Consider the following 14,471-nt stretch of genomic DNA (forward strand, 5'->3'; position numbering starts at 1 on the left):
TTCAGCCGCCGGAGCTGCCATGACCGCCGCCGAAGCCACCGCGGTGCACGCCGCTGCGGTGGCTGTCGTCGTCGGAGGAGCCGCCCGATCCCTTGCCAGGCCTGGTGAAGGAGCCGCCGTCGACCCAGCCGCTCTTCTTGTCGCCGCCGTAGTACCAGGCACCGTTTACGGAGACCTTGGTCACCTTGGCGGACTTGGCGGAGGACTGGGTGGACTTGCAGTTCTTGTCGGAGACGACCTTGTAGCCCTTGGCGAGGTTGTAGCTGTCGCGGTCGACGCAGCGCTTGTCCGGTTCGGACGAGCAGGCGGTGAGGGCGGCCGCGAGCAGGCCCATCCCGCCGAGGACGACCGTTCCGGAACGGAGTTGTCGGCGTGTGTCGGCCATGTTCGTGTGTCCCCCGTCGGCTGATTTCCTGCTGCTGTCCGGTCAGCCTAGAGGCCGGTGAGAACGGCGCCACGGGAGCCCCCCCGTTTTTCCCGCTCCCCTACAGTCGCTCTGTGCTCTTTGGAATGGTGTGTGCGCTCGGCGCTGCGGTCTGCTTCGGTACGGCGACGGTGTTGCAGGCGATGGCCGCGCGGGAGGCCGCCGACACGGGCGGGGGCGGAGACGCCGCGCTGCTGCTGCGGGCGCTGCGACAGTGGCGCTACCTGGCCGGGCTGGCGCTGGACGGGCTCGGCTTCCTGCTGCAGATCGCGGCGTTGCGGTCGATTCCCATCTACGCGGTCGGCGCGGCGCTCGCGGCCAGCCTCGCGGTGACCGCGGTGGTCGCGGCGCGGCTGCTGCGGGTGCGGTTGAGCGTGATGGAGTGGCGCGCGGTCGGGGCGGTGTGCGCCGGGCTGGCGATGCTGGGGCTGGCGTCCGGGACGGAGGGGGACCGGGGCGGTTCGGCGGCGCTTAAGTACGCGATGCTGGGCGCGTCCTTCGGGGTGCTGCTCCTCGGCACGGTCGGCGGGCGGTTGCCCGGACGGGGGCGGGCGCTGCTGCTCGGGCTGGGGGCCGGGTTCGGCTTCGGGGTGGTGGAGGTGGCGGTCCGGCTGATCGACTCGCTCCGGCCGTCCGACCTGCTCACCAACCCGGCGACCTATGCCCTGCTCATCGGCGGGGGCGCCGCGTTCCTGCTGCTGACGTCGGCCCTGCAACGGGGTTCGGTGACGACGGCCACCGCGGGGATGGTGATCGGGGAGACGATCGGCCCGGCGGCGGTGGGGGTGGTGTGGCTCGGGGACCGTACGCGGGAGGGGCTGACCTGGCTGGCGGTGCTGGGCTTCGCCGTGGCCGTGGCGGGGGCGCTGGCGCTGGCGCGGTTCGGGGAGGCGCCGGTGGAGACGCCGTAGGGTGCCGAGGGCCTGTCCGGCGGATCGGGTCGCAGGAAGGCAGCGGCGCCTCATCAGTCCAGGTGAGCGGGGTCATGGGGTCCCCCGCGCGAGCGCAGCCGAGCGTGGGGGAGTCGGCAACCGACGACAACACGGCAGATGGGCGTGCCGGACCCCGCGTCTGCGCCATGATCCGCCGGACTGACCCCAGGGCCGCCGGGGTCACGGCAGCACCCGGCACAACGCCTCCAGGGCCCCGGCCCAGCTGTGGTCCGACGGGGTCCCGTAGCCGACGACCAGGGCGTCCAACGGGTCGGCGGCGGCCCGTTCGTGGCGGTAGAAGGACAGGCCGTGCAGGGCGAGGCCCTGCCAGGCGGCCGCCTGGACCACCGACCGCTCGGTGCCGGGCGGCAGGCGCAGGACGGCGTGCAGGCCGGCCGCGATGCCGGTGGCGCGGACCTCGGGCGCGCGGGCGGCCAGGGCCGCGACGAGGGCGTCCCGGCGGCGCCGGTAGCGCAGGCGGGCGGAGCGTACGTGGCGGTCGTACGCCCCGGAGGTGATGAACTCCGCCAGGGTCAGCTGGTCCAGCACCCCGCAGTTGTCGACACGGCCCTTGGCCGCCGCGCACTCCTCCATGAGGGAGGGCGGCAGCACCATCCAGGCCAGCCGCAGGCCGGGGGCGAGGGACTTGCTGGCGGTGCCCAGGTAGACCACGTGGTCGGGGTCCAGGCCCTGAAGGGCGCCGACCGGCTGGCGGTCGTAGCGGAACTCGCCGTCGTAGTCGTCCTCCAGGACCAGCCCGCCGGTGCGCCGCGCCCAGTCCACGACGGCCGCACGCCGGTCCGGGTGCAGCGCCGTACCCATCGGGAACTGGTGGGCGGGGGTGAGCAGCACCGCCCCGGCGTCCGTCAACTCGCGGGTGTCCGTGCCGAGTTCGTCGTACGGCAGCGGCCGGGTGGCCAGTCCGGCCGTCGTGAGCAGGTTCCAGTGGAATTCGAGGCCGTAGGACTCCACCGCGACCGTCCGTACGCCGCGCGCCCGCAGCACCGCGCCGAGGATCCTCAGCCCGTACGAGAAGCCGCTGCACACCAGGATCCCGTCGGGGTCGGCGCGCACGCCGCGGGCGCGGGAGAGATAGCCGGCGAGGGCGGTGCGCAGTTCGGGGCGGCCGCGCGGGTCGCCGTAGCCGAAGGCCTGGGAGGGGGCGGCGGTGAGGGCGCGGCGGGCCGCCTTGAGCCACTCGGCGCGGGGGAAGGAGGCGAGGTCGGGGGTGCCGGGGACCAGATTGTGGGTGGGCCGGCCGGGAGCGCGGTGGCGCGGAGCCGTCTCGCTGGGCGGTACGACCGCTCGCTCGGCGACCCGGGTCCCCGACCCCTGCCGTGCGGTGAGCCAGCCCTCCGCGACCAGGTCGCCGTACGCCTCGGCGACGGTGTTCCGGGCGATGCCGAGGTCGGCCGCGAGGGTCCGGGAGGAGGGCAGCCGGGTGCCCGGGGCGAGCCGTCCGCTGCGCACGGCGTCCCGCAGGGCGTCGGTCAGCCCACGGCGGAGCCCACCCGCGCCGGAGGGCTCCAGATGCAGATCAACCCCGAAAGCGGCCCAAGGTTTCCCCATGGAAATGGACCATACTCCTGGGCCGCCTACTCCATAGGGTCGAAGACATGAACGAAGACATGAACAACAAAACGACTGACGTCCAGTACGCCGCGGAGATCACCCCCCGCCTGAGGTGGGCCGAGCACGCCCCGGGCGTATACAAGGCGATGATCCACCTGGAGACCGCCGTCCGCCGGGGCCTGGACGACCCCACGCTGTACGAGCTGGTGAAGATCCGCGCCTCGCAGCTCAACCACTGCGCGTTCTGCCTGGACATGCACACCAAGGACGCGCTGGCGGCCGGCGAGAGCGTCGAGCGGATCGTGCAGCTGAGCGCGTGGGAGGAGTCGCGGCACTTCTACACGGAACGCGAGCTGGCCGCGATCGAGCTGACCGAGGCGATCACGGTCCTGACCGACGGCTTCGTCCCGGACGAGGTGTACGACCACGCCGCCAAGCACTTCGACGAGGCGGAGCTGTCCCACCTGATCGCCGCGATCACGATGATCAACGCCTGGAACCGCTTCGGCGTGAGCACCCGGATGACCCCGGGGCACTATCAGCCGGGGCAGCACGGCTGAGGCGCTCACCCCCTGGAAAGAACACAAGATAATCACAAAAACCCGGCTGCTGGCGGGCCTTGCTCATCGCACCCGCCAGTGACCAGCAAGAATGTCCCCGGCGAGCCAACTTGACATCCAGGTAGGGACTTTACGCGCGCATTACGTGTGCATATGGTGTCTGCGCATGACCGGACCTGACCAGTCCGCGTCCGTGCACATCTATCGGCGACCGGGGGAACACTGTCGCTCACGGGGAGGGCTCGCTTCGTCATGCCGCCGTACCCGTTCGTACGGCTTCTGGGCTGCTTTTCGGCCGTTCTTCGGCTGCTCTCCCGGCACGCATCCCCCTTGACGAAGACAAGGATGCCTCTTTGCGTTCCAAACCATGGTCCGGCCTGGCCAGATCACGCAGTTCAGGGTTTGTGACCACCTCCGCCGTGGCGTTGGCGGTACTGGCCGGGCTGGCAGTCCAGCCCGGTGCGTCGCCGTTGCGGGCCGAGCCGGCGAGTGACTCGTATCCCTGGTACGAGGACACGGCTGCCGAGCAGTTGCGGCAGGACCAGTGTCTGATGGCCGACGTGCTGCGGCTCGGCGGCACGTCGATGGCGGCGACCGCGCAGGACGGCCTGAACCAGACTCCGGAGAAGCTGCATGTCGCAGCCGACCGGAAGAACTGGGAGAAGACGCCGCTGGCCGTCGCCTACAAGGCGGACAAGGACGCGGCGAGCAAGGAGGGCGAGGCGCTGTCCGCGCTCCAGCAGTCCTGGCAGAAGCCGCTGGACGGTCTGGCGACGCCGGGCGGGTTCACGGATGCCGCGTTCCACTGGCCGCCGGGCACCAGTAACGACGGGCAGCAGACGTTCTACGGGCAGACCGGTCTGACGTCGTGGATCTCGGACCGGTACTGGAAGACCGACTCCGACTTCTACGACGACGAGACGCCCGCGGCCGACGAGAAGACACTCGCCGCCGTCGACCAGGTGGGCGGCCCGTTGTACGGGCAGGACCCGAGTCCGACGGGCACGACGCAGCAGGAGTGGAACCGGGCGCTGGCCGAGCACGACGCGTTCGAGTGGATGCACGGCCGTCCCAGTGCGAACCCGGGTGCGGACGACGCGCGGATCTTCCTGGCCTCGGGCGGCTTCCCGCGCACCGCGCCGCAGCCGGGCACGCCCGAGTACCGGATCGCGGTGGAGGACGTGAAGTCCCGCTTCGCCGCGTGCGGTTGGCGTGACCCGCTCGACCCGGACAACGTCCTGGGTGACATCACCTCCACCGCGGCCGGCGAGTGGCAGCAGGAGATCGCCTCCCAGGCCACCCAGCGCAACCAGATCCTCGGCGCCAACAAGGCAGCGGTCGACGCGCTGACCAAGGGCACCAAGGCCCTGGGCGAGATGCTCGGGCACTCCTGGATCGCCGACCACGCCACCCGCTGGCAGGACTACTGGTCCGCGGGCGGTATCGGTTACATCGGCGACGCCCCGCTGACCATCGAGATCCCCGGCGCCAAGGGCAAGTGCCTGGACGTGGAGGGCGGCGGCACGGCCAACGGCACCGCGGTCCAGGTCTACACCTGCAACGGCGGCGCGGCGCAGGAGTGGCAGCTGGGGGGGTCCTACGACGGCGGCTACGCCCTGGCGAACACCAAGTCGCTGAAGTGCCTGGACGTGGCCGGCGGCAAGAACGCCGACGGTACGAAGATCCAGATCTCCAGCTGCAACGGCAGCAAGGCGCAGCAGTGGGACTTCGACGTGCGGGCGGCAGGCGTGTTCCGTAACGCCGCGACGGACAAGTGCCTGAACCTGCCCTCGTTCGACAACAGCAAGAACTCCTCGCTGCTGGGCTGCAACAGCTCGGCCTCGCAGAAGCTGCGCCTCGTGCCCAAGGGGCACACCGGCGATGACAAGCTCGGCTACCCGACCACGGCGCAGTTCACCAAGGCGAAGAGCGCGGTGAGCTCGGCGCAGGCCGGGTCGAAGAGCCAGCTGGCCGTGATCAAGGCGCAGTTGGCCGCCGCGCAGAAGGCCGCGACCAGTTCGGACACCGCGCTGCAGACCGCCTACGACACCGCCGACGCCAACGGTGCGCCGCGGGGCCGTGGTCTGCTGGTGGGCCAGCAGAAGGCACAGGTGACCAAGGGTGCGGTCGCGGCGCTGACGGCGTTGGTGAAGGCCGGCGAGACGGCCGATGCCGCCACCCGCGCCTCCGCCGGTGACAGCGCGACCATCGCGCAGCGTGCGCTGGCGCAGGCGGCGCAGGCCAAGGCCGAGTTCCGCAAGGAGGCCGCGAAGACGGCCGAATGGCAGGCCAAGTCCGCGGCGGATGCGGCCAAGGTGCACCGCGACAACGCGAAGAAGGACAAGGAGACCGCGGAGGCCAAGCTCACCGTCGCGCTCACGGCCGAGGGTGACGCGAAGGCGGCCGCCGCCGACGCGCACGCCAAGCGGCTCACCGCCGAGGCCGAGGCACTGACCGCCAAGTCCGAGATGGAGACGGCCGCCGCCAAGCAGGCCGAGGCCGCCCAGCACAAGACCAACGCACAGGCCGAGGCCACCAAGGCGAGCGAGGCCAAGGGCCGCGCCGAAACGGCGGAGAAGACCGCCGAGGACCGCCGCGACGACGCGGTCAAGGCCAGCAACCACGCCCGGGACATGCGCGACGACGCCTGGGACGCCAAGCAGAAGTCCGACGCCCTGCGCGCCAAGGCCGACGCCAAGACCGCCTACGCCGACTCCCTGAACTCGGATGAGGGCGCCGACGCCGCCCGCGCCGCAGCGAACGACGCGGACAAGGCCGCCGACGACGCCGAGACCGCGGCGGGCAACGCCCGCTCCGAGGCCGACGCCGCCACCCAGGCCGCAGCCGAGGCCGACGCCGCAGCCACCCGCGCCGAAGCCGCCGCCAAACGCGCCCGCGCTGCTTCGGATGCCGCGCAGGCCGACAAGCTGAAGGCCGATGCGGCGGTACGGACCGCGACCGCCGCGGTGGCCGACGCGATCAAGGCGTCCCAGGACGCCGCCGCCGAGGCCAACGCGGCGGTCAAGCTCGCCGACGAGGCCGAGGCACACGCCAAGAACGCCAGGACCCAGGCCGACGCCGCCCAGGCAGAAGCCACCAAGGCCCTGGCCGCGTCCGCGAAGGCCGCCGGTTTCGCGCACGTCACCGCGCAGGCCGCCGCCGACGCCGGGAAAGCGGCCGAACAGGTCGCCGCCCCCGCCAACGACGCCATCCAGCTCGGCTCCCCCTACGTCGACACCGACTCCGCCGCCGGCCTGGTCGTCCTGACCGGACAGGCGTCCAAGTCCATCGCCGACCAGCAGCAGGCCGTCGCTGACGCGCACGCCAAGAACGCGGCAGCCGAGGCCCAGGCGGCCAAGAACCTCGCCGACCAGGCCAAGGGCGACGCCAAGGAGGCCTACCAGCACGCGGCCAACGCCGCCCAGTACGCCGCCGACGCCCGCACCTACTCCAAGGAAGCCCTCGGCTACGCCGCCGACGCAGCCACCGCAGCCTCCAAGGCATCCGCCTCACTGGCCCGCACCATCGAGTACGACCAGCAGGCCACCGAGGACGCCGCAGCCGCCGACAAGGCAGCCGGAAACGCCGAAGGCTACGCCGCCAGCGCCCGCGCCTCCGCCGACCAGGCCGCACTCGACGCCGCAGCCGCCCGCGCCGCAGCCTCCCAGGCCGAACAGGACGCCAAGGACGCCCGCGCCGCCGCCACCCGCGCCGACGCCGCCGCAACCGAAGCCGAACAAGCAGCCAAGGACGCCGACAAGTACGCCAAGGAAGCCCAACAGGCCGCCACGGAGACCGAGAACAAGAAAAACGGTCAGCAGATCCAGACGGGCACCATCCTCGACGCGGCCGGCCACATCGGCAACGTCTTCTATATGGTCGACCACTACGAGAACGTCGGCGAGCCGAAGACCCTGTCCAAGACGTCGGCGTGCGACGACTGGAAGAGCAGGATCGTCTACACGGGCGACTGCACCATCACCGCGGAGATCACCTACAAGGCGATCCTCGACCTCTACCTGTGCACCACGAAGGACCTCAACCCGGCGTACAACATCTGTGCCACCGCTGATGCGGTCTACCTCGGCCAGCAGCCGTCCGAGGAGATGACCAAGGACGTCACCCACACGATCACGATCGCGGAATTCAACGCGAACATCGACCCGATCGACATCCTCTTCGGCAGCTGGATCGACTGCGGCAAGAAGATCGGCTCGATACTCAAGATCTCGGGCAGCGGAGGAAACTGGGGCGGCTGCGGCTGGGCCGCCTTCGACGTCGCCACCCTGTTCGCGGGCAAAATCGTCCGGCCGATCGCAGACGCGGTCAGGGCAGCTGACGCAGCCGCGAGGACCGGCATCGGGTTCGCCGACGCCTACAAGGCCCTGCGTACTCTCGGTGTCTCGGAAGCAGCCATCTCGGGTATCACCGGCAAGGTCTTCAAGCAGCTGCGCGAAAGCTGCTTGAAGAAGACCAGACTCCCCGCCGCGAGGAGCCTGTCCCGGGTCCTCGCCAGGACCAGCCAGGTCGCCGGCTCCCCCTGCACCGAATGGGCGGACGACTACGGCAGCGGAAGTCACGGAGTGATGGGTTCCATCGACAGCGACGGAATCCTGAACCTCATCGTTCTCGCCAAGGAGGGCAAGACTCCGGCCGGCAGCGAAATGATCGCCGACGTCATGGAAAAGATCGGCGGAAACGCGAAGGGTATCCGGGGCACCTGGCTCGGCGGCGGCGACATGAAGGACAATCTGGACAGCTTCAACGCTGGTATACAGAGTCTCATGTTGAGCGAGGAAGAGGCAGCACGACTGACTTTCACCGGCAAGATGGCCGCCAAGTACGGGTTCAACGGGAGGGTCCAGATCGTGAAGACGGTAGGCACTCCTGGTAACTACACCAAGGCCGAGGTGGTGTTCTGGAAGTGAAGGACCCCAAGTTGATCGCGCTCGGCGTTCGTGAGCGTGCGATGCGCGGTGACGACACGGTGGACATCGCCCTGTGGGTGAAGGCGGAACTGGGCAGCGAAGCCACCTTCTTCGCCTTCGCCAGCTGCTTCTTCCATGGACTGGGAGTTCCCGTCCACGCGATCAGGGAACTTGAGGGATGGAACGGCGTAGGGGGCAACCGAGAGGTGTCTGACTCGGAGGTTCGATCGAGTCTGGATCCCTACGTCCTGCCACTCCGGCAACAGCGGTAACGGCTGCACGGCCGTCCGCACGTCCACGCGGCCCCCACTCTGCACCTGCCACGAGTGCGGGCCGCCCCGGGTCTATCCGCGCTGAAGCACTCGCCCGTACGACCTTGGCCCCACGAGGTTTTTCGTGGGGCCAAGGGAACGCGATCGGGTCACCGCTCGGTCAGGAAAGCCAGGGCTTCCACTTCGACTCGTTGGCGTCCACCCACTTCTTCGCCGCGTCCTGCGGACTCATCTTCTCGTCGGCGATCATCAGGGAGACCTCGTTCTGGTCCTCCGTCGTCCACCTGAACTTCTTCAGGAACGACGCCGCCTTGCCGCCGGACCTCGCGAAGTCCGTGTTGAGGTACTTCTGCAGCGGAGTGTGCGGGTAGGCACAGGTGATCTTCTTCGGGTCCGCGTCGCAGCCGTCCTTGTAAGGGGGCAGCTTCACCTCGGTCATCGGGACCTTCTTGAACAGCCACTGGGGTGAGTACCAGTAGGTCAGGAAGGGCTTCTTCTCCTTGGCGAACTGGCGGATCTGGGTGATCTGGGCCGCCTCGGAGCCGGCGAAGACCACCTGGTAGTCCAGCTTCAGGTTCTCCACCAGGGCCTTGTCGTTGGTGACATAGGACGGGGAGCCGTCCAGGAGCTGGCCCTTGCCGCCGCTCTCCGCGGTGCGGAAGAGGGAGGCGTACTTGTTCAGGTTCTTCCAGTCCGTGATGTCGGGGTGCTGCTCGGCGAGATAGGTGGGGACGTACCAGCCGATGTGCCCGGTCACCCCGAGGTCGCCGCCGTGCGCGATCGTCTTCTTGTCGCCGACGTACCGCTTCTCCTGGTCGGGGTGGCCCCAGTCCTCCAGGATCGCGTCCACCCGGCCCTGGCTGAGCGCATCCCACGCGGGGATCTCGTCCACCTGCAAGGTGTCGACGCGGTAGCCGAGCTTGTGCTCCAGGAGGTACTGGGCCACGGCCACGTCGGACTGCGCGCCCACCCAGGACTGCACGGACAGGGTGACCGTCTTCGCGCCCTGGGCGTTGGCGAACGGCGACGCCTGCTTGGTCATGTCGGCCGCGCCGCAGCCGGTGGCCAGGGTCAGGACGCCTACGGCGGCGATCGTCGTGATCTTCGTACGGCGCATGTCAGGCTCCCTTCCTCGCTCGGCGTTCCGTCGGCTGCGTCACCCGGTCGAGCACCAGGCCGAGGCAGACGATCGCCGCGCCGGCGACGAGTCCGGTGGCCAGGTCGCCCTGGGCGAGACCGAACGTGACGTCGTAGCCGAGGGCGCCACCGCCGACCAGGCCGCCGATGACGACGACGGCGAGGACCAGGACCACGCCCTGGTTGACGGCGAGCAGCAGCGCCCGGCGGGCCAGCGGGAGCTGGACCTGCCAGAGCTGCTGGCGGCCGGTCGCGCCGAGCGAACGGGCCGACTCCAACGCGGCCGGGTCGACCTGACGCAGGCCCTGCGCGGTGATCCGTACGACGGCGGGGAGCGCGTAGACGACGGCCGCGGCGACGGCCGGGGCGCGGCCGACGCCGAACAGTGCGACGACCGGGATCAGGTACACGAACTGCGGCATCGTCTGGAAGACGTCCAGGACGGGGCGCAGGGCCCGCTCGAAGCGGTCGCTGCGGGCGGCGGCGATGCCGGTCGCGAAGCCGAGGACGAGGGTGACGGCGACGGCCGCGAGCACCTGGGACAGGGTGTCCAGGGACGGCTTCCACACGCCGAGCACGCCGATCGCGGCCATGGCGAGGACCGCGGTCAGGGCGGTGCGCCAGGTGCCGATCACCCAGGCGAGGGCGGCGACGATCAGCAGCACCGACCACCAGGGCAGCCACTGCAGTCCGTCGCGGATCGGGTCAAGGACCCAGGTGGTGAAGTGGCCGGCCCAGTCGGCGGTGCCGCCGATGTAGGGCACGCCGGAGTAGAGGTGCGCGGTCATCCAGTCCACGACGTGGTTGACCGGTTCCGCGAGGTTGACCACCCAGCCGGACGGCCAGTCGAGGCGGCCCGCGAAACGTGCGGCCAGCGCGGCGGCGACGATGCCGAGCGCGCCGTAGGCCCAGGGGCGCAGGTCGCGCTCGCCCTCGCCGAGCTTCTCGCCTGCCGCGCCGGTGACCCGGTCGAGGACGACGGCGAGCAGCACGATCGGGATGCCGGCGGAGAGCGCCGCGCCCACGTCGACGGAGGCGAGCGCCTGGTAGACCCGGTCACCCAGGCCGCCGGCGCCGATCACCGAGGCGATCACGGCCATCGACAGGGCCATCATGATCGTCTGGTTGAGGCCGAGGAGGAGTTCCTTGCGGGCCAGCGGGATGCGGGCGGTCAGCAGGCGCTGGGGGCCGGTGGCGCCGAGGGAGTCGACGGCCTCCAGGACCTCGGGGTCGGCGCCGCGCAGGCCGAGCGCGGTGAGGCGGGCCATGGGCGGGGCGGCGTAGACGACGGTGGCGAGGACGGCCGCGGGGACGCCGATGCCGAAGACCAGGACGACGGGGAGCAGGTACGCGAACGCCGGGAGCACCTGCATGGTGTCCAGGACCGGGCGCAGGGCGCGGTCCAGGCGGTCGGAGAGGCCCGCGCCGAGGCCCAGCAGGGCGCCCACGGCCGCGGACACGAGCACGGCGACGACCATCAGGGCCAGGGTCTGCATCGTCGGCACCCACATGCCGAGCAGACCGCAGACCAGGAACGCGGTGGCCGTGCCCAGCGCGAGGCGGACGCCGGCGGCCCGCCAGGCGACCAGGGCGCCGAAGGCCGTGACGCCGGCCCAGCCCGCCGCGAGGAGCGCCAGGTACACGGCGCGCACGGAGAGGACGACGGCGTTGCTGATGTAGCCGAAGAAGTAGAGGAACAGGGGGTGGCTGTCCCGGTGGTCGATGACCCAGTTGCCGGAGTCGGTGAGGGGCCGGGAGAGGTCGACGGTGAGGGCGTGCGGCCAGGTTCCGCTCGCCCAGCGGGCGTCGGCCAGTGGGACGAGGAACGCGGCGGCGAGCGCGAGCAGGAGGAGCTTGGCCGCGGCGCGGTTCCTCAGGAAGCCGGGGAGCGCTGTGCGGGGGGCTGTCGCTGTGACCGTTGCCATCAGACGCCCTCCGGGCTGGTGCGGGGCGGGGGTGGGGTCACCCGCCGGCGCTTGCCGGGTGCGCCCTGCATCGGGACGGGCGCCGCCCCGGCGACACGGCTGCCAGGGGTTACGACGCCTGCCACCACGTCCAGCAGCCGGGCGTGGTCGACCACCCCTATGCACTTCCCGCCGTCCATCACCCGTGCCGGAGTTCCCGCGTGGGCCACCGCCTCGATCGCCTCTGCCACCGGGGCGTCCGGGCGGACGGCGGGGCCGCCCGCCGCCTCCTGCGGGAAAGCGGGGCGCATGGCCGTACGGCAGGTGATGACCTGTTCGCGGGGGACGTCGCGGACGAACTCGCGGACGTAGTCGTCGGCCGGGGAGGAGACGATCTCCTCCGGGGTGCCGAGCTGGACCACGCGGCCGTCGCGCATCAGGGCGATGCGGTCGCCGAGTTTCAGCGCCTCGCTGAGGTCGTGGGTGATGAAGACCATCGTGCGGCCCTCGTCGCGGTGCAGGCGGGTCACCTCGTCCTGCATGTCACGGCGGATGAGGGGGTCCAGGGCGCTGAACGGTTCGTCGAAGAGCAGGACCTCGGGGTCGACGGCCAGGGCACGGGCCAGTCCGACGCGCTGGCGCTGACCGCCGGACAGCTGGCCGGGGCGGCGCTTCTCCATGCCCTCCAGGCCGACCTTGGCGACGAACTCGGCGGCCCGCCTGCGCCGTTCGGACCTGCCGACGCCCTGGATCTCCAGGCCATAGGCCACGTTGTCGAGGACCGTGCGGTGCGGGAGCAGGCCGAAGTGCTGGAAGACCATCGCGGCGCGGTGGCGGCGCAGTTCGCGCAGGCGGGCGCGGTCCATGGCGCGGACGTCCTCGCCGTCGATGGCGATCGTGCCCGCCGTCGGCTCGATCAGCCGGGTCAGACAGCGCACGAGGGTGGACTTGCCGGAGCCCGAAAGTCCCATGACGACGAAGACCTCGCCCTTGCGCACGTCGAAGGAGACGTCCCGGACGGCGGCCGTGCAGCCGGTGCGCGAACGCAGGTCGGCGGGGGCCAGCGTGCTGAGTTCCGGGTCGGCCGGGACGCGGTCGGCCTTGGGGCCGAAGACCTTCCACAGGCCGTTCACCGAGAACACGGGCGACTGAGTGGTCGTACTCATCACGCACCACCTCCGATCAGGTCGACGGCCTTCTCCCCGACCATGAGCACCCCGATCATCGGGTTGACGGCGGTCATGGCCGGGAAGACGGAGGCGTCGGCTATGCGGATGCCGTCGAGGCCGCGGATCCTCAGCTCGGGGTCCACCACGGCGATTTCGTCGTCGGCGGCGCCCATCTTGCAGGTGCCGGCGGGGTGGTACACGGTGTGGGCGGCCTTGCGGGCGTACTCGCTCAGCTCGGCGTCGTCCACGACCTCCGGGCCCGGGCAGACCTCGCGCTTGAGCCAGCCGGCGAGCGGCTCGGCCTTGGCGATCTCACGGGCGATGCGGATGCCGTCGACCAGGGTCCGGGCGTCGTAGTCGTCCTCGTCGGTGAAGTAGCGGAAGTCCAGGGCCGGCTTCACGGACGGGTCGGCGCTGGTGAGGTAGAGGCGGCCGCGGCTCTTCGGCTTGGGGATGTTGGGGGTCATCGAGACGCCGTAGCGCGGGCGTTCGTAGCCGAGGCGCTCCGGGTTGTCCGTGAACGGGACCTGGTAGAAGTGGAACATCAGGTCCGGGCCCGCGTGTTCGGGGTCCCGGCGCACGAACAGGCCCGCGTCGGAGTCCATCGCGGAGTTGTCCGGGATCGGCCCGTGGGTCTCCCAGACGATGACCGACTCGGGGTGGTCGAGCAGGTTCTCGCCGACGCCCGGCAGGTCGTGCACGACGGGGATGCCGAGCGCCTCCAGGTCCTCGCGGGGGCCGATGCCCGAGTGCATCAGCAGGCGGGGCGAGTCGACGGCGCCCGCGCACAGCAGGACCTCGTTCCGGGCCCGGATCAGCAGTTCCTCGCCGTCCTTGGTGCGCACGTGGACGCCCTCGGCGCGGGTGCCGTTCAGCTCCAGCTTGTGCGCCCAGGTCTCCAGGAAGACCCGGAGGCCCGGACGCTCGTCCAGCACCGGGTGCAGGTACGCCACCGAGGCGGAGGAACGCTTGTTGTCCTCGGGGTGGTAGGCGAGGTCGAAGAAGCCGACGCCCTCGGTGAACGGCTCCTTGTTGAAGCCCTCGACGCGGGGGACGTCGAGCGCCTTCCGGGCGGCGTCCACGAAGTCGCGGGCGATGGCGTTCCGGTCCTTCTCGTCCACGGGGACGATGTTGTTCAGGAGGCGGGCGTAGTAGGCCTCCATGGGGACGGCACCCCAGCCCTTGGCGCCGGCCGCCTCCCACTCGTCCCAGTCGGACGGGAGCGGCTTGAAGGAGATCAGGGTGTTGTGGGAGGAGCAGCCGCCGAGGACGCGGGCCCGGCTGTGCCGGATGTGGGAGTTGCCGCGGGGCTGTTCGGTGGTGGGGTAGTCGTAGTCGAGTTCGCCACCGAGCAGGCCCATCCAGCGGCGCAGGGTCAGCACGTCGTCGCGGCCGACGTCGCTGGGGCCGCCCTCGATGACGGCGACGGTGACGTCGGGGTTCTCGGTGAGGCGGGAGGCGATGACGGATCCCGCGGTGCCGCCGCCGATGACGACGTAGTCGTAGAGGTGGGGGGTATGGGACGTGGGGGACATGGGGGTGTTACTCCAAAAGACTTGCTGTATACGGCAGT

General features: G+C 70.8%; 10 protein-coding genes. 4 read left to right on the forward strand and 6 right to left on the reverse strand.

What is annotated here, in order from left to right; all coding sequences use genetic code 11:
• Position 1: 1 nt before the first annotated feature.
• Complete coding sequence (locus ACIPSA_RS09760; RefSeq protein WP_402631093.1) at positions 2-385, reverse strand: hypothetical protein; 384 nt, start codon at positions 383-385, stop codon at positions 2-4.
• Positions 386-510: 125 nt separating this feature from the next.
• On the opposite strand from ACIPSA_RS09760, the gene ACIPSA_RS09765 reads away from it, so the two are divergent.
• Complete coding sequence (locus ACIPSA_RS09765) at positions 511-1,335, forward strand: hypothetical protein (protein ID WP_402631740.1); 825 nt, start codon at positions 511-513, stop codon at positions 1,333-1,335.
• A 201-nt stretch (positions 1,336-1,536) separates the two neighbouring features.
• Here the strand turns inward: ACIPSA_RS09765 and ACIPSA_RS09770 are convergent, their stop codons facing one another.
• Positions 1,537-2,925, reverse strand: coding sequence for a PLP-dependent aminotransferase family protein (locus tag ACIPSA_RS09770; RefSeq protein WP_402631096.1), 1,389 nt, complete (start codon positions 2,923-2,925; stop codon positions 1,537-1,539).
• A gap of 47 nt (positions 2,926-2,972) precedes the next feature.
• Here ACIPSA_RS09770 and ACIPSA_RS09775 point away from each other — a divergent pair, with 47 nt between their 5' ends.
• The 3 genes from ACIPSA_RS09775 to ACIPSA_RS09785 all read left to right on the forward strand — a co-directional run bounded on the left by ACIPSA_RS09775 (position 2,973) and on the right by ACIPSA_RS09785 (position 8,688).
• Positions 2,973-3,488, forward strand: a complete 516-nt coding sequence (locus tag ACIPSA_RS09775) for a carboxymuconolactone decarboxylase family protein (protein ID WP_402631099.1) — start codon at positions 2,973-2,975, stop codon at positions 3,486-3,488.
• Positions 3,489-3,892: 404 nt separating this feature from the next.
• Positions 3,893-8,416: an RICIN domain-containing protein gene (locus ACIPSA_RS09780; RefSeq protein WP_402631102.1), complete on the forward strand. Its 4,524-nt coding sequence runs from the start codon at positions 3,893-3,895 to the stop codon at positions 8,414-8,416.
• Positions 8,413-8,688 (forward strand): hypothetical protein, encoded by a 276-nt coding sequence (locus ACIPSA_RS09785; RefSeq protein ID WP_402631104.1) that lies wholly within the window; start codon positions 8,413-8,415, stop codon positions 8,686-8,688. The genes ACIPSA_RS09780 and ACIPSA_RS09785 overlap by 4 nt, the downstream gene beginning before the upstream one ends.
• A 160-nt stretch (positions 8,689-8,848) precedes the next feature.
• Here ACIPSA_RS09785 and ACIPSA_RS09790 read toward each other — a convergent pair whose 3' ends face one another.
• From ACIPSA_RS09790 to ACIPSA_RS09805, 4 genes are read right to left on the reverse strand one after another with little or no spacing between them, the layout of a single operon-like run.
• Positions 8,849-9,805: an ABC transporter substrate-binding protein gene (locus ACIPSA_RS09790; RefSeq protein WP_402631107.1), complete on the reverse strand. Its 957-nt coding sequence runs from the start codon at positions 9,803-9,805 to the stop codon at positions 8,849-8,851.
• Between the two features lies 1 nt (position 9,806).
• Entirely contained in the window at positions 9,807-11,750 is a 1,944-nt protein-coding gene (locus tag ACIPSA_RS09795) for an ABC transporter permease (RefSeq protein ID WP_402631110.1), read from the reverse strand.
• Positions 11,750-12,895 carry a glycine betaine/L-proline ABC transporter ATP-binding protein gene (locus tag ACIPSA_RS09800; protein WP_402631113.1) on the reverse strand — a complete coding sequence of 382 codons (1,146 nt, stop codon included), beginning with the start codon at positions 12,893-12,895 and terminating at the stop codon, positions 11,750-11,752. Before ACIPSA_RS09800 ends, ACIPSA_RS09795 begins: the two co-directional genes overlap by 1 nt.
• Positions 12,895-14,433, reverse strand: a complete 1,539-nt coding sequence (locus ACIPSA_RS09805) for a GMC family oxidoreductase (RefSeq protein WP_402631116.1) — start codon at positions 14,431-14,433, stop codon at positions 12,895-12,897. The genes ACIPSA_RS09800 and ACIPSA_RS09805 overlap by 1 nt, the downstream gene beginning before the upstream one ends.
• Positions 14,434-14,471 lie beyond the last annotated feature (38 nt).

This window comes from Streptomyces sp. NPDC086549 (genome assembly GCF_044746205.1).
GTDB lineage: Bacteria > Actinomycetota > Actinomycetes > Streptomycetales > Streptomycetaceae > Streptomyces.

Coding starts and splice junctions, on each gene's coding strand:
- ACIPSA_RS09805 (WP_402631116.1), bottom strand. CDS start 14,433: ATGTCCCCCACGTCCCATACCCCCCACCTCTACGACTACGTCGTCATC.
- ACIPSA_RS09765 (WP_402631740.1), top strand. CDS start 511: ATGGTGTGTGCGCTCGGCGCTGCGGTCTGCTTCGGTACGGCGACGGTG.
- ACIPSA_RS09770 (WP_402631096.1), bottom strand. CDS start 2,925: ATGGGGAAACCTTGGGCCGCTTTCGGGGTTGATCTGCATCTGGAGCCC.
- ACIPSA_RS09775 (WP_402631099.1), top strand. CDS start 2,973: ATGAACGAAGACATGAACAACAAAACGACTGACGTCCAGTACGCCGCG.
- ACIPSA_RS09800 (WP_402631113.1), bottom strand. CDS start 12,895: ATGAGTACGACCACTCAGTCGCCCGTGTTCTCGGTGAACGGCCTGTGG.
- ACIPSA_RS09790 (WP_402631107.1), bottom strand. CDS start 9,805: ATGCGCCGTACGAAGATCACGACGATCGCCGCCGTAGGCGTCCTGACC.
- ACIPSA_RS09795 (WP_402631110.1), bottom strand. CDS start 11,750: ATGGCAACGGTCACAGCGACAGCCCCCCGCACAGCGCTCCCCGGCTTC.
- ACIPSA_RS09760 (WP_402631093.1), bottom strand. CDS start 385: ATGGCCGACACACGCCGACAACTCCGTTCCGGAACGGTCGTCCTCGGC.